General features: G+C 72.7%; 21 protein-coding genes. 6 read left to right on the top strand and 15 right to left on the bottom strand.

All coding sequences use genetic code 11. The annotated features are described in order from the left end of the window. Positions 1-245: 245 nt before the first annotated feature. Complete coding sequence (locus tag ABT360_RS26145; RefSeq protein ID WP_351821220.1) at positions 246-578, bottom strand: hypothetical protein; 333 nt, start codon at positions 576-578, stop codon at positions 246-248. Positions 579-674: 96 nt separating this feature from the next. Between ABT360_RS26145 and ABT360_RS26140 the strand changes: the two genes are divergently transcribed. Next, entirely contained in the window at positions 675-5,129 is a 4,455-nt protein-coding gene (locus ABT360_RS26140; RefSeq protein WP_351821217.1) for a cation-transporting P-type ATPase, read from the top strand. Positions 5,130-5,131: 2 nt separating this feature from the next. Here the strand turns inward: ABT360_RS26140 and ABT360_RS26135 are convergent, their stop codons facing one another. From ABT360_RS26135 to ABT360_RS26100, 8 genes are all read right to left on the bottom strand, one after another. Further along, on the bottom strand, positions 5,132-5,815 hold the full coding sequence (locus ABT360_RS26135) for a DedA family protein (RefSeq protein ID WP_351821214.1): 684 nt from the start codon (positions 5,813-5,815) through the stop codon (positions 5,132-5,134). 183 nt (positions 5,816-5,998) lie between these two features. After that, a complete protein-coding gene (locus ABT360_RS26130) occupies positions 5,999-6,757 on the bottom strand; it encodes a MerR family transcriptional regulator (protein WP_351821211.1) in 759 nt (252 codons plus the stop codon). Between the two features lie 135 nt (positions 6,758-6,892). Continuing rightward, entirely contained in the window at positions 6,893-7,687 is a 795-nt protein-coding gene (locus tag ABT360_RS26125; protein ID WP_351821208.1) for an ABC transporter permease, read from the bottom strand. Next, positions 7,684-8,640, bottom strand: a complete 957-nt coding sequence (locus ABT360_RS26120; protein ID WP_351821205.1) for an ATP-binding cassette domain-containing protein — start codon at positions 8,638-8,640, stop codon at positions 7,684-7,686. The genes ABT360_RS26125 and ABT360_RS26120 overlap by 4 nt, the downstream gene beginning before the upstream one ends. An 86-nt stretch (positions 8,641-8,726) precedes the next feature. Continuing rightward, positions 8,727-9,365, bottom strand: a complete 639-nt coding sequence (locus ABT360_RS26115; protein WP_351821202.1) for a PadR family transcriptional regulator — start codon at positions 9,363-9,365, stop codon at positions 8,727-8,729. Positions 9,366-9,439: 74 nt separating this feature from the next. Beyond that, complete coding sequence (locus tag ABT360_RS26110) at positions 9,440-9,976, bottom strand: DinB family protein (RefSeq protein WP_351821199.1); 537 nt, start codon at positions 9,974-9,976, stop codon at positions 9,440-9,442. A 93-nt stretch (positions 9,977-10,069) separates the two neighbouring features. Beyond that, positions 10,070-11,527, bottom strand: a complete 1,458-nt coding sequence (locus tag ABT360_RS26105) for an aldehyde dehydrogenase family protein (protein ID WP_351821196.1) — start codon at positions 11,525-11,527, stop codon at positions 10,070-10,072. Between the two features lie 70 nt (positions 11,528-11,597). Beyond that, the gene (locus ABT360_RS26100) at positions 11,598-12,461 is read right to left on the bottom strand and encodes a helix-turn-helix domain-containing protein (protein ID WP_444852326.1); all 864 of its coding nucleotides are present in this window, start codon (positions 12,459-12,461) and stop codon (positions 11,598-11,600) included. Between the two features lie 328 nt (positions 12,462-12,789). On the opposite strand from ABT360_RS26100, the gene ABT360_RS26095 reads away from it, so the two are divergent. Further along, positions 12,790-13,299, top strand: a complete 510-nt coding sequence (locus tag ABT360_RS26095; protein WP_351821191.1) for an ATP-binding protein — start codon at positions 12,790-12,792, stop codon at positions 13,297-13,299. 72 nt (positions 13,300-13,371) lie between these two features. Here the strand turns inward: ABT360_RS26095 and ABT360_RS26090 are convergent, their stop codons facing one another. From ABT360_RS26090 to rpmG, 5 genes are all read right to left on the bottom strand, one after another. Further along, positions 13,372-13,611 (bottom strand): DUF397 domain-containing protein, encoded by a 240-nt coding sequence (locus tag ABT360_RS26090; RefSeq protein WP_351821188.1) that lies wholly within the window; start codon positions 13,609-13,611, stop codon positions 13,372-13,374. A gap of 248 nt (positions 13,612-13,859) precedes the next feature. Continuing rightward, on the bottom strand, positions 13,860-14,105 hold the full coding sequence (gene rpsR, locus ABT360_RS26085; RefSeq protein ID WP_351821185.1) for a 30S ribosomal protein S18: 246 nt from the start codon (positions 14,103-14,105) through the stop codon (positions 13,860-13,862). 4 nt (positions 14,106-14,109) lie between these two features. Next, positions 14,110-15,234, bottom strand: coding sequence for a CobW family GTP-binding protein (locus ABT360_RS26080; RefSeq protein WP_351821182.1), 1,125 nt, complete (start codon positions 15,232-15,234; stop codon positions 14,110-14,112). Continuing rightward, positions 15,234-15,497 (bottom strand): type B 50S ribosomal protein L31, encoded by a 264-nt coding sequence (locus ABT360_RS26075; protein WP_351821179.1) that lies wholly within the window; start codon positions 15,495-15,497, stop codon positions 15,234-15,236. Before ABT360_RS26075 ends, ABT360_RS26080 begins: the two co-directional genes overlap by 1 nt. A gap of 3 nt (positions 15,498-15,500) precedes the next feature. Further along, positions 15,501-15,665 (bottom strand): 50S ribosomal protein L33, encoded by a 165-nt coding sequence (gene rpmG / locus ABT360_RS26070; protein WP_290113321.1) that lies wholly within the window; start codon positions 15,663-15,665, stop codon positions 15,501-15,503. Positions 15,666-15,728: 63 nt separating this feature from the next. Between rpmG and rpmB the strand changes: the two genes are divergently transcribed. The 3 genes from rpmB to ABT360_RS26055 all read left to right on the top strand — a co-directional run bounded on the left by rpmB (position 15,729) and on the right by ABT360_RS26055 (position 16,772). Continuing rightward, positions 15,729-15,965, top strand: a complete 237-nt coding sequence (rpmB, locus tag ABT360_RS26065; protein ID WP_351821175.1) for a 50S ribosomal protein L28 — start codon at positions 15,729-15,731, stop codon at positions 15,963-15,965. Then, entirely contained in the window at positions 15,965-16,270 is a 306-nt protein-coding gene (rpsN, locus tag ABT360_RS26060) for a 30S ribosomal protein S14 (protein ID WP_351821173.1), read from the top strand. The genes rpmB and rpsN overlap by 1 nt, the downstream gene beginning before the upstream one ends. A gap of 61 nt (positions 16,271-16,331) precedes the next feature. Further along, a complete protein-coding gene (locus ABT360_RS26055) occupies positions 16,332-16,772 on the top strand; it encodes a hypothetical protein (RefSeq protein WP_351821170.1) in 441 nt (146 codons plus the stop codon). 65 nt (positions 16,773-16,837) lie between these two features. Here the strand turns inward: ABT360_RS26055 and ABT360_RS26050 are convergent, their stop codons facing one another. Next, positions 16,838-17,998, bottom strand: coding sequence for a DUF2786 domain-containing protein (locus tag ABT360_RS26050; protein ID WP_351821168.1), 1,161 nt, complete (start codon positions 17,996-17,998; stop codon positions 16,838-16,840). A gap of 139 nt (positions 17,999-18,137) precedes the next feature. Between ABT360_RS26050 and ABT360_RS26045 the strand changes: the two genes are divergently transcribed. Next, the gene (locus ABT360_RS26045; protein ID WP_351821165.1) at positions 18,138-18,317 is read left to right on the top strand and encodes a hypothetical protein; all 180 of its coding nucleotides are present in this window, start codon (positions 18,138-18,140) and stop codon (positions 18,315-18,317) included. The last annotated feature ends 35 nt before the right edge of the window (positions 18,318-18,352 follow it).

Below are 18,352 nucleotides of genomic sequence, written 5' to 3'. Positions count from 1 at the left end.
GGGCGTAGGGGGACGATCGGCGGCGAGATACGGCCACGAGACCGGCTCGGTGCCCCGCCGACGGCGAGGAGGTGAGCCCGGAGGGGCCCCGACCCGGGCCCACCGGCCCCGGCCGACCGCCCGCGGGCGCCGCACGACCGCACACCGGCCCCGACCCGCCCGCGGGCGCCGCACGGTGCCCCGGGCCGACCCTGGCCCACCGGCCGACCGCCCGGACCGCAGGCGGGCGACCGGCGGGGGCGCCGTCAGGCGGTGGCGGTGGCGCGGGGGCGGGCAGCGCCCGTCATGAGGCCGCCGCGGCGGAGGACGGCGTAGCCGACGCCGATGCCGATGGCGACGGGCCATTCGATGACGTCCGCGACGCCCAGGGCCCCGAGGCCGAGGTAGAGCGGCAGGCCGCCCTTCGCGGGGAGGACCTGGCGGGCGGCCGCCACCGGGAGCATCGCCGCGTTCGCCGCGCCGTTGGCGACCCGGTCGAGGGACGGAACGGTGAAGCTGATCGTGCGGCCTCCCGTGGAGGCCTGGTTCTGGGTGGGGGACGGTGTGGTGCGCTTACGAGGTGCTGAAGATGTGGCCACAGATCTCACATCCATGGATGCGGTATGGGCGGGTTGTCCATATTTCAGGGTATCCATTCCTGGACGGCTGAGACGACGGACCGGAGGAACCAGCCCATGTCACCGTTGCACTTGCTCGGACCCATAGCCTCCGGCGTGACGTACGGGGTGGCCGCCGGGGTGCGCGGCGCAGCCGATGTGGCCGCCCAGCTCATGGGGCTGCCGCAGCGCGGCGTCTGGTGGCGGCCCGGGCGCTGCTACATCGAGGTGCACGGCGTGCACGGCGCGGGCGGCGAACGGGTCGCCCGGCGCGTCGAGCGCGCCCTGGAGGAGCATCCGCGCGTGCTGTGGGCCCGGGTGAACGCGCCGTCCGAGCGGGTGGTGGTGGCCGTGGCCGCACCGCCGCCGTCCGATCGCGAACTGGTCGCCCTCGTCGAGCGCGCGGAAGGGCAGCTCGCCGCCCAGATCGAGGAGTTCGACGAGTGGTGCCCCGAGCCGCACCACCCCAGCGAGGGCCCCAGGACCCGCCAGTCGGTGCCCGCGCTCGCGGCCGACACGGTGGGGCTCGCCCTCGCCTCGGTACGGCAGCTGGCCCCCTGGTTCCGGCTGCCGCCCGAGGTGGCGGCGCTCACGGGGGCCCTCCAGCACCACCCGGACCTGCGCCACCTGGTCGCCGACCTCAGCAGCGTCGAGCAGGCGGAGTCGGTCCTGCCCGTGGTCAGCGCCCTCGCCCAGGGCGTCGCCACACGCGGTGGCGGACTCGCCCTCGACGTACTCGAGAGGGTCGCCCAGTGGCGGGAGGCCACGGCGGAGCGCAAGGCGTGGGCCGACGCCGAGCCGGACCTCGTCCACGGGCCCGAGGACGCCGGGGCCGAGCCCCTCGTCGTGGACCGCGCCGGGCCGACGCCCAAGGACTCGGTGGACCGCTACGCCGAGCGGGCCATGGTCGCGGGCCTGACCGCCGGGGCACTCAGCGTCCCGTTCGCCGGGCCGCGCAAGGGGCTGGCCGTCGCCCTGTCCGCCGTACCGAAGGCCCCGGAGGCGGGCCGCGAGGGCTTCGCCACCCGCCTGGGCCGTGCCCTGGCGATGCGTGGCGTCGTCACCATGGACCGGGGCGCGCTGCGTCGGCTCGGCCAGGTGGACACCGTCGTCCTGGAGGAGGACGCGCTGCGCAGCGACCGGTACGAGCCCGTGGACCTGGAGCTGCTCAGCGGCGCCGACCCCGAGCTGACCGCGGGGCGGCTCTTCGCGCTGTTCGACTCCGACGCGCCCCTGCGGACCGCCCGCGACGACGACGGCTGGGTCCTGGGACCGCTGGACGACCTGGACCTCACCGGCCGCACCGGGCGGCAGGCGGAAGGGCGGCTGCGCCGCCGGGGCGCCGAGAAGACGCTCGGCCTGGCCAAGGGGCGCCGTCTCCAGGCGGTGGCCGGGCTCGCCACGCAGACCGCCCCGGGCGCCGAGGCCGTCGCGGCGGCGGCCCGCCGGGCGGGGGCGCGGGTGGTGCTGGCGACCGACCGGGAGGCCCCGGCGTTCACCTTCGTCGACGCGGTGGTCCCGGGGGGCGGGCGCCTGGTCGCCTCCGTACGCGGCCTCCAGGCCGACGGCGCGGTGATCCTGCTGGTGTCCGGCAACCGGCGGGCGCTGGGCGTGGCCGACTGCGGCGTCGGCGTGCACCGCGAGGGCGAGCCGCCCGCCTGGGGCGCCCACCTCATCGTGGGCGCCGACCTCGAATCGGCGGGGATCATCGTGGACGCCGTCGGCATGGCGGCCCGCGTCGACCGGGACAGCGCCGTGCTCGCGGCCGGCGGCAGCGGCGTCGGCGCCGTGGCCGCCCTCCAGGCGCCGCCCGCCCAGGCGACCGCGCGGGGCATGGCGGCCGGGACCACCGCCGCGGGCGTGGCGTTCACCATGGGCGCCTGGCGTGCCCGGCAGCTCCTGGCCCGTCCCCTCGCCCCGCCGGTGACGACCGTGCCGTGGCACCTGATGCCCACCGACCGGGTCCTGGAGCGGCTGCGTACCGGCTCCGACGGTCTGACCGCCGACGAGGCGGCCGCCCGCACCGGAGGGTCCACCGGCGGCAACGAGCCCGCCCGCCTCACCCTGCCGGCCGCGTTCGTCGAGGAGCTGGCCAATCCCCTGACCCCCGTCCTGGCCGGGGGTGCCGCCCTCGCCGCCGCCGTGGGGTCACGCACCGACGCCATGCTGGTGGCCGCGATCACCGGCGGTTCCGCGCTCATCGGCGGCTTCCAGCGCGTACGGACCGAACGCGCGCTGGAGGAGCTGTTCCGCCGCTCGGCCATCGGCGCCCGTGTACGCCGAGGCGGGCGCGAGCGGCTGGTGACGGCCGGCGACCTGGTGGAGGGCGACATCGTGCTGCTGCGCCCCGAGGACGTCGTGCCGGCGGACTGCCGGCTGCTGGAGGCCGAGGGGCTGGAGGTCGACGAGTCGTCGCTGACCGGCGAGTCCCTCGCCGTCCACAAGGACCCGGCGCCAGTGGTCGCCACCGACATCACCGGCCGCCGCTCGATGGTCTACGAGGGCACCACCGTCTCCTCCGGCCGGGCCGTGGCCGTGGTCGTGGCGACCGGTTCGAGCACCGAGGTCGGGCGGAGCCTCGCCACCGCCCGGCAGGCCGCGCCCGAGACCGGCGTGGAGGCCCGGCTGGCCTCGCTCACCCGGTCCAGCCTGCCCATCGCGATCGGGTCGGCCAGCGCGGTCGCCGCGGCGGGCCTGCTGCACGGACGGCCCCTCGCCGACAACCTCGCCTCCGCCGTGAACCTCGCCGTCGCCTCCGTACCCGAGGGGCTGCCGTTCCTGGTCAACGCCGCCCAGCTGGCCGCCGCCCGGCGCCTGGCGGACGTCGGCGCGCTCGTCCGCAACCCGCGCACCATCGAGGCGCTCGGCCGCGCCGACGTGCTGTGCTTCGACAAGACCGGGACGCTCACGGAGGGCAAGCTGCAACTCGCCGCGGTGAGCGACGGGGAGAGCGCACTGCCGTTGGACCGGCTGGACGGCCGCCGCAAGGACGTCCTCGCCGCCGCGCTGCGGGCCACCCCGCCCGCCCGGCAGGCCGAGCCCATGGCCCACCAGACCGACCGTGCCGTGACGGCCGGGGCGGCGGGCGCCAAGGTGTCGGTACGGCAGGCGGCGGCGCGCTGGCGGCGGCTGGACACGCTGCCGTTCGAGCCGTCCCGCGCCTACCACGCCACGTCCGGGCAGACCGCGCACGGCCTGCTGCTGAGCGTCAAGGGCGCGCCCGAGAACGTCCTGGACCGCTGCGCCCGGCGGCGGACCCCCGACGACCGGGCGGAGGCGCTCGACGACGACGGGCTGGCCCGGCTGAACGCCGAGGCGGAGGAGCTGGCGGGCGCCGGGCGGCGGGTCCTCGCGGTGGCGGAGCGCCGGATGGACCCCGGCGAGGACCTCACCGACGACAGCGTGCGGGACCTGACCTTCCTGGGGTTCGTCACGCTGGCCGACCCGGTCCGGGCGGGCGCCGCGCCCGCGACCGCGCGGCTGCGGGAGGCGGGCGTGCACACCGTGATGCTCACCGGTGACCATCCGGCCACCGCCGACGCCATCGCGTCCACCATCAGCGACGTCACCGACCCGAAGGTCTGCACGGGCGCCGAGCTGGACGAGCTCGACGACGACGAGCTGGACGAGCTGCTGCCGACCGTGGACGTCATCGCCCGGTGCAGCCCGCACCACAAGGTCCGTATCGTCCAGGCGTACCAGCGCATCGGCCGGGTCGTCGCGATGACCGGCGACGGCGCCAACGACGCGCCCGCCATCCGCCTCGCCGACATCGGCATCGCGCTCGGGCGGCGCGGCACCCCGTCCGCGACGGCGGCCGCGGACCTGGTGGTCAGCGACGACCGGCTGGAGACGATCGTGTCGGCGCTGATGGAGGGCCGGGCCATGTGGGCGTCGGTACGGGCCGCGCTGGGCATCCTCATCGGCGGCAACCTCGGCGAGGTCACCTTCAGCGTGCTGGTCTCCACGCTGACCGGCGCGACGCCGCTGAACGCCCGGCAGATCATGCTGGTCAACCTGCTGACCGACCTGGCGCCCTCGCTGGCCATCGCCGTGCGCGAACCGGCCGGCCAGACGGCGAAACGGCTCCTGGCGGAGGGCCCGAGCCGCTCGCTGGGCAGCGCGCTCACCCACGAGATGCTGCTGCGCGGCGCCATCACCGCCACCGGCGCGGGGCTGGCGTGGACCGGTGCCCGCCTGACCGGCCGGAGCAGGCGGGCCGGCACGGTGGCGCTGGCCGCCGTCGTCGGTACGCAGCTGGCGCAGACCCTCGCGACGGGCGGCCTGGACCGGAACGTCCTGGCCGCGAGCCTGGGCTCGGCGGCGGTGCTGGCCGCCGTCATCCAGACCCCGGGCGTCAGCCAGTTCTTCGGCTGCACCCCGCTCGGGCCGGTCGGCTGGGGCATCGCCCTGGGCTCGATCGCCGCGGCGACCCTGCTCGGTACGGCCCTGACGCCGCTGGTCCGCACGATGACGGCCGCGGCGGAGGAGGAGGAACAGGAAGAGGGGCCCGTCCAGGACGAGGTGTCCTGAGGTCAGCGCTTGGCGTGCCGCCCGCGCTGGGCCGGGGGCGTGCCGTCCTCGACGACCGGCTCCTTCTTGCTCTGCGAGCGGGCCCGCAGGTACTCGACCACGATCGGGACGACCGAGATGAGCACGATGAGGATCAGGATCGGCTCGATGTTCTTGTGCACGAATTCGATCTTGCCCAGCGACGCCCCGAGCAGCGTCACGCCGGCGCCCCACAGGACACCGCCGATGACGTTGAAGGTGATGAACGAGCGGTAGTTCATCCGGCTCACACCGGCGATGATCGGCGTGAACGTCCGGACGATCGGTACGAACCTGGCCAGGATCAGCGACTTGGGGCCGTGCTTCTCGAAGAACTCATGGGCCTTCTCCACGTTCTCCTGCTTGAAGAGGCGGGAGTCCGGGCGCTTGAAGAGGGCCGGCCCGACCTTGCGGCCGAAGAGGTAACCCACCTGGTCGCCGATGATCGCGGACAGCACGATCAGCGTGCACACCAGCCACAGCGGGGTGTCGAGCACGCCGGTGGTGACCAGCAGGCCGGTGGTGAACAGCAGTGAGTCACCGGGGAGGAAGAAACCGATCAGCAGTCCGGACTCGGCGAAGACGATGACCAGGACGCCGATGAGGCCGAAGGTCTCGATGAGGTAGTCCGGGTCCAGCCAGCTCGGTCCGAGCGCAAGCGTATTCACGGGTTCCGGGGCTCCTGGGTCGGTGGGCGGGGGATGGCTGCCCAAAGCTATCAACGCTTCCACCCCCCTCCCGGTTCCACGCCCCCTCCGAGCCCGGTTCCCGCCCCCGCGGCGCCCCCGGGGGGGGCCGGGGCCCACCCCCGCGAAGCCCCCACCCCCGGGGGCAGCCGCGCGGGCGGGCGGTCAGGCGCGGCGGGCGGCGTTGGCGTGGATGGCGTCGTGGAGGTGCTCGGCGAGGCCCGGGGCCATGGCGTCGAAGTAGGCCTTGAAACGCTCGTCCGACACGTACATGTCCGCGAGGCACCGGTGGATCTCGTAGGTGCACTCGTAGTGCCACCGGACGATCTGCTGCCGGTGCTCCTCGGCCAGGTCCATCGCCCGCTCGCCGGTCGGCGGCTCGCCGTCCGACATCACGGCCTGGTACCGGGCGCCCCACTCGGCGGCCTCGTCCTTGATGCGCTGCCAGTCGGCCTTGGTGTATTGCGCGGTACGGCGCTGGGACTCCCGGTAGGCCTCGGTGCCGCCCCAGCGCTGCTCGGCCTCTTCGGCGTACTGGTCGGGGTCGTGGTCCCCGAACACTTCGAACTTCTCCTCGGGCGTGAGGTTGATGCCCATCTTCTTCGCCTCCATGGCGTGTTCGACGGCCTCGGCCATCTTCTGCAGTTCGGCGATCCGCGTGGTCAGCAGCTCGTGCTGGCGCCGCAGGTGTTCCCGCGGGTCCGCGTCGGGATCGTCGAGGAGGACCGCGACCTGGTCGAGCGGGAAGCCCAGCTCCCGGTAGAACAGGATCTGCTGCAGCCGGTCGAGGTCGGCGTCGTCGTAACGCCGGTGGCCCGCGTGGCTGCGGCCGCTCGGGGAGAGCAGTCCGATCTCGTCGTAGTGGTGCAGGGTGCGCACCGTGACATGGGCGAAAGCGGCGACCTGTCCCACGGAGTAGCTCATGGCTCTCCGCTCCCTTCTTCTCGGTACGCCCACCAGGCTGGGCCCTCACGCCACGTGAGGTGCAAGCCCTCTTCAGCCTCGCAGGCCGGCCGGGGCGGGCCGTGGCGCCGTGGAAGCACCGCGCGCCCGCGCCCGTCAGTGGCTCAGCCGGCCGAACCTCCGCACCGCCAGCGGGAAGAACACCGCGAGGAGCACCAGCGGCCAGCCCACCGCCAGCAGTTCCGCGTGCCGGGCCGCCCACGACGCTCCCGCGGCCTGGGCGATCTCCGGTGGGCCGACCAGGTGCCGTACCGCCGCCGCGGTCGCCGACAGCGGGTTCCACTCGACCAGCGAGCCCAGCCAGTCCGGCATCGAGCCGGGTGCCGCGAACGCGTTGGACAGGAACGCGAACGGCCAGACGAGGATCTGCACCGCCTGCACCAGTTCCGGCCTGCCCGCCACCATCGCGAGGTGGATGCCGATCCACAGCATCGCGAACCGCAGCAACAGCAGCAGCGCCACGGCCGCCAGGAACGCTCCGGGGCCGCCGTGCGCCCGCCAGCCGACCGCGTACCCGGCGCCGATCATCACCGCCAGGCCGAGCGCCGACTGGAGCATGTCGGCGGCCGAACGCCCGATCAGGACCGCGCCGTTGGCCATCGGCATGGACCGGAAGCGGTCGATCACGCCCTTGTTGAGGTCCTGGGTGACCGCCAGCATGGTGGCTTCGAGGCCGAACGCCATGGTCAGCGCGAACATGCCGGGGATCAGATAGTCGATGTACCGGCCCTCGACGCCGCTCCCGCCACCGATGAGGTAGCCGAACATCAGCAGCATCATCACCGGGAAGGCCAGCCCGATGACGATCTGCGCCGGTTCGCGTGCCCAGTGGGCCAGTTCTCGCCGGGTGATGGTCCACGAGTCGGCCACGGCCCATCCAATCGCGCTCATGCCGCCACCTCCGCCTTCGTACCGCCCGTGAGGTGCAGGAAGACCTCGTCCAGGGTCGGCCGCCGCACCGCGATGTCCTCCGCCTCGATCCCGGCCGCCTCCAGGTCCCGTACGACCCGGGTCAGCGCCGTCATCCTGTCCTCGACCGGGGCGCTGACCAGCCGCCGGTCCTCGTCGACCTCGGCCGTGCCGAGCACCAGCGCGGCCGCGGCGGCCAGGTGCCGTGTGTCGCGGACGACGATGTCGATCCGGTCGCCGCCGACCTTGCCCTTCAGCTCGTCCGCCGTCCCCTCGGCGATGACCCGGCCCCGGTCGACGACCGAGATCCGGTCCGCGAGCTGGTCGGCCTCCTCCAGGTACTGCGTGGTGAGCAGGACGGTCGTGCCGCCGCCCACCAGCGAGCGCACGGAGTTCCACACCTCGGCCCGCCCGCGCGGGTCGAGCCCGGTCGTCGGCTCGTCCAGGAACAGCACTTCCGGCTCGGTGCCGTGCCCGGCACCGATGAGCGAGGCGGCCAGGTCCAGCCGTCGCCGCATGCCGCCGCTGTACTGCTTGACCGCCTTGCGGCCGGTGCCGGCGAGCCCGAACCGCTCCAGCAGCTCGTCCGCCCGCGCGCCCGCCCGCCGTGCCCCCAGGTGGTGCAGCCGGCCGAACATCTCCAGGTTCTGCCGTCCGCTCAGCCCCTCGTCGAGCGCCGCGTGCTGCCCGAGCAGGCCGATCCGCCGCCGTACCTCGTCCGCGTGGGTCCGCACGTCGAACCCGGCTACCCGCACCAGGCCCTCGTCGTGCCGCAGCAGCGTCGCCAGGACCCGTACCGCGGTGGTCTTGCCGGCGCCGTTCGGCCCCAGGACGCCGTGCACCGTACCCCGGCCGACCACCAGGTCCAGCCCGTCAAGGGCTTGTTTGTCGCCGTACCGCTTCCGTGCGCCCTCGACGACGATCGCGTCCGCCATGGATCCCCTCCACCCTCACCCGGTAATCAAACTTGACTACTCGGCGAGAGTACTACCACGGTCGACCACTAGTCAAACTTTTCTAGCTACTGATCGTCCTCGGGATGCGGCGTCCCCGTCGCGTACGGGTTCTCCTGCCCCTCCAGCAGCACACCCACGAAGGGCTCACCCTCCCCCGCGAACGTGTACGCGCCGCCCTCGATCCGCTCGATCAGTCCGCGCGTCCATTCGGCCCCCGCGTCCGCCGAGTGCACCCACATGTTCATGATCTCGCCGATGTGACCGAGCGACTCCGGCCCGTCCTCGGGCGTGTAGTACTCCGTGACGGACGCCCGCCACCGCTCCAGCCCCTCGAGGCGCCGTCCGAGCAGGGCGACGGCCTCCTCCCGGGGCAGGTCGACCATGAAGCCGACACCGGCCGACAGCAGGTCCCTCCGGTCGTACGCCGTCAGCGACTCGCGCAGCAGCGCGAAGTACTCCTCGGTGCCCTTGTCGGTGATCTCGTACTCGGTACGCGGCGGGCCGCCGGCCGTGCTCGGCGCGGTCTCGTACGCGTGCAGCAGTTCCTGCTTGGCCATCTGCTTGAGCGCGTGGTAGATCGAGCCGGGTTTGGCGTTGGACCACTCGTGCGCGCCCCAGAACTCCAGGTCGTTGCGGATCTGGTAGCCGTGCGCCCGCCCGTGCTGGCGCACGGCCCCCAGAACCAGCAGCCGGATCGCCGACATCCCCTCACACACCTTCCTAGTCAACTTTGACCAGGCCAGGGTACGCAGAGGGGGGCTCCGGCGCGCGGCGCGGGTCAGGCCCGTTCCAGCGCGATCAGGTCGAAGGCGCCCTTCCCGTCCAGCGACTCGCGGATGATGTCGGCGTGCCCGGCGTGCCGGGCGATCTCCTCGACCAGGTGCATGCCCAGCCAGCGCATCGAGACGCGGGCGTCCTTGGGGTACCAGGGGGCGTCGGGGAGGGGGAAGGTGTCGTCCAGGCTCGGCACCGTCCGCAGGAACTCCGCCGTCTCCTCGGCCACCGCGTCCCAGAACGCCAGCACGCCCTCCACCGACTCGCCCTCCACCAGCCGGAAGCTGTCCGCCCAGGTCTCCTCGGTGCGCTGCTTCTCGTTGGGCTGCTGCTGCGCCATCCGCAGCCAGCTCAGCTCCGTCTCGGCGACGTGCTTGAGCAGGCCCGAGAGCGACAGCTCGCTGGCGCTGGGGCGGGACGCGGCCTGCTCATCGGTCAGCCCGAGCACCGAACGGCGGACCGCGCCGCGCTGCGCCTCGATGAAGTTCAGCAGCGCGCCGCGCTCGTCGCCGTGAGCCTCTGCGGGAACGTGAGTGACCATGACCTGGTCCGCCTTTCCGGTCGGTGCCTTACGACAACCAACCTACGGACCCTTGCGGTCAGATTCTGTCCTCAACTCGCGCGGCAGGGGCTCTCAGAAGGGAAAACGGCTCCGGCCGTGCTGGATGGAGATCCACTTGTAGGTGGTGAAGGCGTCCACCGTCGCCTCGCCGTTCAGCCGCCCCACGCCGGAGTGCTTCTCACCGCCGAACGGCACGATCGGCTCGTCGTGGACGGTGCCGTCGTTGATGTGGATCATGCCGGTGTGGATGCGCTGGGCGATGCGTACGCCACGCTCGACGTCACCCGTGTGCACGGCGCCGCTGAGCCCGTACGGGGTGTCGTTGGCGATCCGTACCGCCTCGTCCTCCCCGTCGAAGGGGATGAGCATCACGACGGGCCCGAAGATCTCCTGGCCCAGCACCGGGGAGTCGGCGGGCAGGCCGGCCAGCACGGTCGGTGCCACGACGTTGCCCTTTGCGGTGCCGTGTACGAGCGCCGTCGCGCCGGCGTCGACGGTCTGGTCGACGAGCGTGGTCACCGCCTCGGCCTGGGAGGAGTTGATGAGCGGGCCGATGTGGGTGGCGGGGTCGGCGGGGTCACCGGTCTTCAGGGTGCGGACCTTGGCGACGAACTTCTCGGTGAACTCCCGCTCCACCGCCCGGTCCACCAGCACCCGGTTGGCGGCCATGCACACCTGCCCCTGGTGCACGAACCGGCTGAAGACGGCCGCGTCGACCGCGTAGTCGATGTCCGCGTCGTCCAGCACGATGAGGGCGCTGTTGCCGCCCAGCTCCAGGACGGACCGCTTGAAGTTGGCGGCGCAGACCGTGGCGACGTGCCTGCCGACCCGGTCGGATCCGGTGAACGAGATGACCTTGGGCACCGGGTGCTCGATCAGCGCGTCACCGATCTCCGCGATGTCGGTGATCACGACGTTGAGCAGGCCCGCCGGGAGACCGGCGTCCTCGAAGATCTTCGCGACCAGGGCGCCACCGAGGATCGGCGTGTTCTGGTGGGGCTTGAGGACGACCGCGTTGCCGAGGGCGAGCGCCGGGGCGACGGACTTGATCGAGAGCAGGAAGGGGAAGTTGAACGGGCTGATGACGCCGACGACCCCGACCGGCACTCTGTAGAGGCGGTTCTCCTTGCCGTCGACGGGCGAGGGGAGGATACGGCCCTCGGGGCGCAGGGCAAGGTTGACCGCCTCGCGCAGGAACTCCTTGGCCAGGTGCAGCTCGAAGCCGGCCTTGGTCCGCGTACCGCCGAGCTCGGCGATGATCGCCTCGGTGATCTCGGCCTCGCGCTCCTCGATGAGCCGCAGCGCCCGCTCGAAAACGGCGCGGCGCGTGTACGGATTGGTGTCCGCCCACGCGCGCTGGGCCCGCTCGGCCGCCCGGTAGGCCTGGTCTATCTCCTCGACCGTGGCCACGGTTATGGAGGCGAGCTTCTCCTCGTTGTAGGGGTTGAAGTCGATGATGTCCCACGAGCCGCCGCCGGCCCGCCACTCACCGTCTATGTACTGCAGGGCCAGGTCTGTGAAGTAGGACATGCCATCCCTTCCCGAGGGCGCGCGCCGAGGCTCATCCAGGCGTTTGATGGGACGTCATCCTACTGGCGGGTCACGTGAGTTGGAGGAGACCTCGGAGAAGGTCGCGGCTTTCCTCGGGGCCCGGACTGTCCTGATGCAGCCGCTCCATCACCCGCTCGTACTGGGCGACTTCCTCGCGCTTGTCGAGGTAGAGGGCGCTCGTCAGCTGCTCCAGGTAGACGATGTCGGAGAGGTCGGACTCGGGGAACCGCAGCATGGTGAACGCGCCGCTCTCGCCCGCGTGGCCGCCGAAGCTGAAGGGCACGACCTGGAGCGTGACGTTGGGCCGCTCCGAGACCTCGATGAGGTGCTTGAGCTGGTCGCGCATCACATCCCGGTCCCCGTACGGGCGGCGCAGCGCGGCCTCGTCGAGAACGGCGTGGAATCGCGGTGCACGTTCGGAGACGAGGACCTTCTGGCGCTCCAGGCGCAGCGCGACGCGCCGGTCGATCTCGGCCCGCGGGGCGTCCGGCATGCCACGGGTGACGACGGCGTGCGCGTACGCCTCCGTCTGCAACAGGCCGTGCACGAACTGCACTTCGTAGATGCGGATGAGCGAGGCGGCGCCCTCCAGGCCGATGTACGTCTGGAACCAGCCCGGCAGCACATCGCCGTAACTGTGCCACCAGCCCGTGACGTTGGCCTCGCGGGCGAGGCCGAGGAGCGACTCGCGCTCGGTGTCGTCGGTGACGCCGTACAAGGTGAGCAGATCCTCGATGTCCCTCGCCTTGAAGCTCACCCTGCCCAACTCCATACGGCTGATCTTGGATTCGGACGCCCGGATCGAGTAGCCGGCGGCCTCACGGGTGATGCCGCGGGACTCACGCAGCCGCCGCAGCTGCGAACCCAGCAGGATGCGCCGCACCACGGAACCGCTCGATTCACTTGCGGTCACGTCTCCAACCCTCCCCATCGCTGATGTGTACGACGGAGCACCCCCGAGCCCCGAGACGGCGGATTCTGCCACCAAAACGCTTCACCGCGTACTCGCCCGGTTACGGAAAGACGAAGCCTTGACCGAGTCACGCCCCCGCAGGGGCGCTGCCCGTAAAAGTCATGGGGGGAAGATATGGCCAGCAATCGGCACGGGGGTGGACAGGTCGGGCGCGTGCACGTGCATCTGCCCTTGCATCAGGTGGTCCCGTTCGGAACCATGGACCCCGCGCACCTGCGTAGTCGTTCGTGTTGTCGCACCACAGCCGCGAATCCCGGGAGTGCCTCGCATGGGGACGAATGGATCGACCATGCTCGAGCCTTTAAGGCAGGGGCTTCCGCCGATCGACGCCGCTTCCGTCTCCAGTTCCGCCTCGTGCGCACTGCCCGCCCGCTTCGAAGCGGTGCGCGGCGCCCGGAAGTTCACCAGCACCACGCTCGCCCAGTGGGACCTCACCGACCGGTTCGACGATGTGGCGCTGGTGGTGTCCGAACTCGTCACCAACGCGCTCCGGCACGCCCTGCCCGCCGACACGCCCCGCGAGGCCCCGCACGACCCGCCCGTACGGCTGCACCTGATGCGCTGGGCGAGCCGGCTGGTGTGCGCGGTGCGCGACCCCAGCCCGGACAGCCCCGCGACGCGCGAGTCGGAGGAGGACTTCGCGGCCGAGTCGGGCCGCGGGCTGTTCCTGGTCGAGTCCTTCAGCGACAGCTGGGGCTGGCACCCGCTGGCCGGCACGCTGCACGGCAAGGTGGTCTGGGCGCTGTTCCGCCTCTCGGAGACGCCGCAGAAGCCGTAGACCCCGCCGGACACCGTCGAGGCGCCGCCCCCGGGCGGCGCCTCGACGCCGCGCACCGGGGGCCGACGGGCCTCAGCCGGCTATCAGGTGGTCGAACTCGCCGTCCTTGACGCCCAGCAGCAGGGCCTCGATCTCGGCCGGGGTGTAGACCAGCGCCGGGCCGTCCGGGTGGCGCGAGTTGCGTACGGCGACATGCCCGCCGGGCAGTTTGGCGAACTCCACGCACGAACCCTGCGAGTTGCTGTGCCTGCTCTTCTGCCATACGACGCCGTGAAGCTCCGTGGCCGCCATGCCGTTGTACACGTGGTGCACAGGACGCTCCCCGAGATACATGATGCAGGTGTCAACTATCGGGATCATAGCGGTGATTTCCCGTGCAGGCGCGCGTGCAGATGCACGTGCACAGCGGGTGTCCCCGTGGTGACAAGAGCGCTGCTACTCCCCCGTACGCCCATAGAGACGTCTGAGGGGCCGTAATGGCTCCCTCCTTCCTCCACGGCATACGAAAAGGCCCTCCTACAAGGAGGGCCTTTTCGTCGGATGCGCGTACCCGAGGAACGTCAGCGCGCAGACGACGAGTACGGCAGCAGTGCCATCTCCCGCGCGTTCTTGATCGCGCGGGCCAGCTGCCGCTGCTGCTGGGCGGATACACGGGTCACGCGCCGGCTGCGGATCTTGCCGCGGTCGGAGATGAACTTCCGCAGCAGGTCGGTGTCCTTGTAGTCGATGTACGTGATGCCGTCGCGGTCCAGCGGGTTGGGGCGGGCCTTGGCGGGCTTACGGTCGGCCGAGCGGCGGGGGGACATGGGGTCAGACCTCCAGGAGGGCGTCGAAGGCGGGCGGGAGCCGTTTCCAGGCCTCGCGGCCGGCGGCGTACTCCGCGTCGGTGAGCAGGCAGGAGTCGAGGAGTTCGGCGAGCCCCTCACGGTCCAGGCCGGGCGAGGTGAAGACCAGGTGCTGGCAGCAGTCCCCGTGCTCGGGGTCCCAGTCCAGCGCGGCCGCCGCACGGCGCACCGGCGGCACCATCTCCCAGGCGGCGTCCGGCAGCGAGGCGAGCCACGGCCCGGCGGGCTCGACGCACAGGGCGCCGCCCGCCGCGTCCCACGCCAGCAGCGTGTCCGGCCGGTCGGCCAGCCAGAACCGCCCCCGGCTGCGCGCCGCCGCACAGCACAGGTCCTCCAGCGCCGCGTACAGCCGCTCCGGGTGGAACGGGCGGCGCCGGTGCCACACGTACGTACCGACGCCGTGCGCCTCCGCCTCCTGAGGCAGCAGCGCACAGGCCGGGTGCTGGGCGGCCGCCGCGGCCTCCACGTCGAACCCGGCCAGCGCGGCGGCGGCCAGGTCCCCGTCCGGCACCGGCACCCGGCGGGCCGTCGGGTGGAGCTGGGCGAGCAGCGCGCGGTCCTCGTCGTCCGCGTCGGGACTGTCCAGGACGGCGAGCACGGGGGCGTACTCCAGCTGGCGGGCCCAGGTGTCGGCGACCGTGCGCTGGTCGGTGGCGGCCGCGGCCAGCCCCGCCTCCATCAGGTCGTCGCCGTTGCCCAGGTACGGCAGCAGCAGTGCCGGGTCGACGGCCGTGATCACGGACGTGACGGTGAGCCCGGCCGCCGCGACGACCTCGGCCATCGCCTTGGGCTCGACCGAGTCCCACAGCTCGACCACCGCGAGCCGCGTCAGTCCGGCGTCGGCCAGCCGTTCCAGCTCGGGCACCAGGTCCTCACGCAGCGCGCAGCACGCGCAGTCGTTGACCAGCGGCGCCTCGTCCGTGGACAGGACGCCGGTCGCGTCACGCACCGTCCGCACGACCGTCCCCTCGGGGGCCGTCGACAGGTCGTGGTGGAGCGCCACGCTGCCGGGGACGGTGGCGAGCAGCCGCTCCACGGCGGCCGCGCGGGCGTCGGAGTGCAGCCCGCCGACGAGGGCGACGGACAGCATCAGCGGGCCTCGCTCCGGGCCTGGGACCCGTACCGCTTCTGGAACTTCTCCACGCGCCCGGCCGTGTCCAGCACGCGCGCCTGGCCCGTGTAGAAGGGGTGGCTCGCGGACGAGATCTCGACGTCGATGACGGGGTACGTGTTGCCGTCCTCCCACTCGACCGTCTTGTCGCTGGTCGCGGTGGAGCGGGTCAGGAAGGCGAAGCCGCCCGCCTTGTCACGGAAGACGACGGGCTCGTACGGGGGGTGGATGCCCTGCTTCATCGGTCAGCGCTCCTCTCGGAAGTCGACGTGGCGTCCGACGACCGGGTCGTACTTGCGCAGCGTCATGCGGTCGGGGTTGTTACGGCGGTTCTTGCGGGTCACGTAGGTGTAGCCGGTGCCGGCGGTGGACCGGAGCTTGATGACCGGTCGGAGTTCGTTGCGGGCCATGGGGGTAGAGTAAATGGAAATGGTTTCCATTACCAAGACAGTGTCCAGAGAGGTAGGTCACCCTTGTCCGCCCACTGCCAGCTGACCGGCGCCCAGCCGGGCTTCGGCAACCGCATCTCGCACTCGCACCGGCGTACGTCCCGGCGCTTTGACCCCAACATCCAGCGCAAGCGCTACCGGCTGGCGAGCGAGGGCCGGTACGTCCGGCTCACCCTCTCCACCAAGGGCATCAAGACCGTCGACTCGATCGGGATCGAGGCCGCCGTGGCCCGGATCCGCGCCCGGGGAGTGAAGGTCTGATGGCCAAGAAGAGCAAGATCGCCCGCAATGAGCGGCGCAAGGAGGTCGTCGAGCGGTACGCGGCCCGCCGCGCCGAGCTGAAGGAACTCATCCGGCACCCCGGCACCCCTCAGGCCGAGCGGCTCGCCGCCCAGGCCGAACTGCGCCGCCAGCCGCGCGACGCCAGCCCCACGCGCGTACGCAACCGCGACAGCGTGGACGGCCGCCCGCGCGGACACCTGCGGAGGTTCGGGCTCTCGCGGGTGAACGTGCGACAGCAGGCGCACGCCGGTTTCCTGCCCGGGGTCACCAAGTCGTCCTGGTAGCAGGCCTTACCGGCTGGTAGCTTGGCGCGCGTTTCCGGCACCGACGTTGGGGAGACGTGGCGTGAACGCGCTCAGGCTCGTACGTACCGGGTTCGTCGCGGCGGCGGGTGTCACCGCCGTGCTCGCGCTGGCCGGCTGCGGCGGCGGCCGCGACCAGCGACCCTCCGGCGGACCCGGCGAAGCCGGGACGCCGCTCAGCAGCCCCACCCCGTCCCCGACCGCCTCCCCCGTCACCTCCGGCGAGGCGGAGGGGTCCTGGGTGGGGCTCACGGACGGCAAGCCCGTCAGCGTCACCATCAGCAAGGGCCACGCCGTGGCGCTGGCCGACGCGCACGTCTGCCAGGGCACCGCCCGGGGCACGAACCCCGTCACACTCACCCTGACCTGCGGCGACGGATACACCGCCCGCACGGAGGGCTCCGCGAGGACCGACAAGGGCAAGCTGGTCGTCACCTGGACCGGCGGCACGAAGGACACGCTCCGCAGGGCGGACACGCCCTAGGTGTACTGACCCGGAGCGTTGTTCACGCGGCTGACGGGCTTTGCGGGCACTGGGAGGGTTCGCCCCTACTGGGGCAGCCGCCCCTGCTCAGGGCCACGCGCACGCCCGTGGTCCGTCCGCGCCCGGTCCGCCGCCGCCGTGCCGTGGTGCCAGCCCGCCTCGTCGGTGGCGCCCCGCACCCTGGTGGTGGTCGTTTCGGGGAACATCCGGTCCGCCCGGGCCGTGACCGCCACGTCCCGTGCCGCGAGGACCGGCAGCAGGGTCGGTTCCTCGGCGGTGACCCGGCGGGAGGTGGACGCGAGCCGGTCGCCGAGCCGGTGGGCGTACGCCAGCAGGAACGACTGGCGGAACGTCTTCGTACGCTTCCGTCCGCCCTTCCGCTGTTCCGCCTCCGCCTTGGTCATCGCACCCGTCCCCTGGACCAGCAGCGAGGTGTACAGCAGCTCGACGACCTCCAGGTCCGGCTCGAAGCCGACGACGGTCGAGAAGCCGAACGCCTCGTTCCACACCGCCCGGCAGCGGTTCGCCGACGCCACCGCGTCCAGCAGGATCGCCTTGGCCGTCTCGTACGGCGCGTCGACGCCGACCCGTACCGCCCCCGGCTCCTCAGCGCTGTGCGTGCGCGCCGCCAGAGCGGCCTCGTCCAGGCTGTACCGCGCCATCAGCTCCTGCGCCTTCGCGGTGAGCGCCTCGGCCTCCTCCGGGTAGTCGGTCGCCTCCGCCTTGGCGAGCAGCGCCCGGATCCGGGCCAGCATGCGGGGCTCGCCGTGCACGGGCGCGGCGTGCAGGGGCGACGTGCCCGGCGCGGGGCCAACCGGCTCGATCGCGGGCAGCCGGGCGAGCAGCCGGTACAGCTCCAGCACGGCCGTGGCGTACGAGAAACGGTCCGCGCGCCAGTCGGTGTCGCCGAGCTCCGCGAGCTGCGCGGCCCACCGGGGCGGCAGGTGCTCATAACGGCCCGTCTCGGCGACGATCAGTCCCGCCACCAGCCGTACGTGGTGCTCGTCCAGGTCACGGCGTACGAGCCGGAGGACATCGGCCGGCTGCCAGCCGCGCTGCCACGCCCGGCGCAGGAACTCCTCGCCCCGGCGGACCAGTTCCGGGTCGGCGGCGGGGTCGGCGGCCAGGAGGGAGGCACCGGTGTCGAGGGCGGTGTCGTCCTCCGCGTACAGAGCGGCGGCGAACGCCCGCTCCACGACACCTGCCTCCGAGTGCCCCGCTGACATGGTCCCCGCCTCCTCGCGCGTACGCCGCTTCCGGTGTCCATGGTCGCAGGGGGCAGGGACGGCCCCACCCCCGAAGACACCTGCCGGCAGTCCGCGCCGGGTCCTTCACGTCCGGGTCCGGCAGGCCGACGCTGCTCCGGTGCGCGGCCGGCCTCGACCGGCAACGGGCGGGCGCGTCGAGGTCGACGGGGTGGACCCGGGCGGGCTGAGCAAGCGGCGGCTGACGCTGCTGCGGCGTGACCACGGGGCGAACGCCCTCACCGAGCCGGGCGTCGGCTCGCGCGGCGAGGCGGCCGCGGTCTGCCACGCGGCGGCGTAGCTCCGGCCGATTGTCAGTGCCGGGTGCCAGACTCG

Source organism: Streptomyces sp. NPDC000229, from assembly GCF_040300825.1.
In the GTDB taxonomy this organism is placed as follows: domain Bacteria; phylum Actinomycetota; class Actinomycetes; order Streptomycetales; family Streptomycetaceae; genus Streptomyces.
This window is presented reverse-complemented; position numbering and strand designations above follow the sequence as displayed.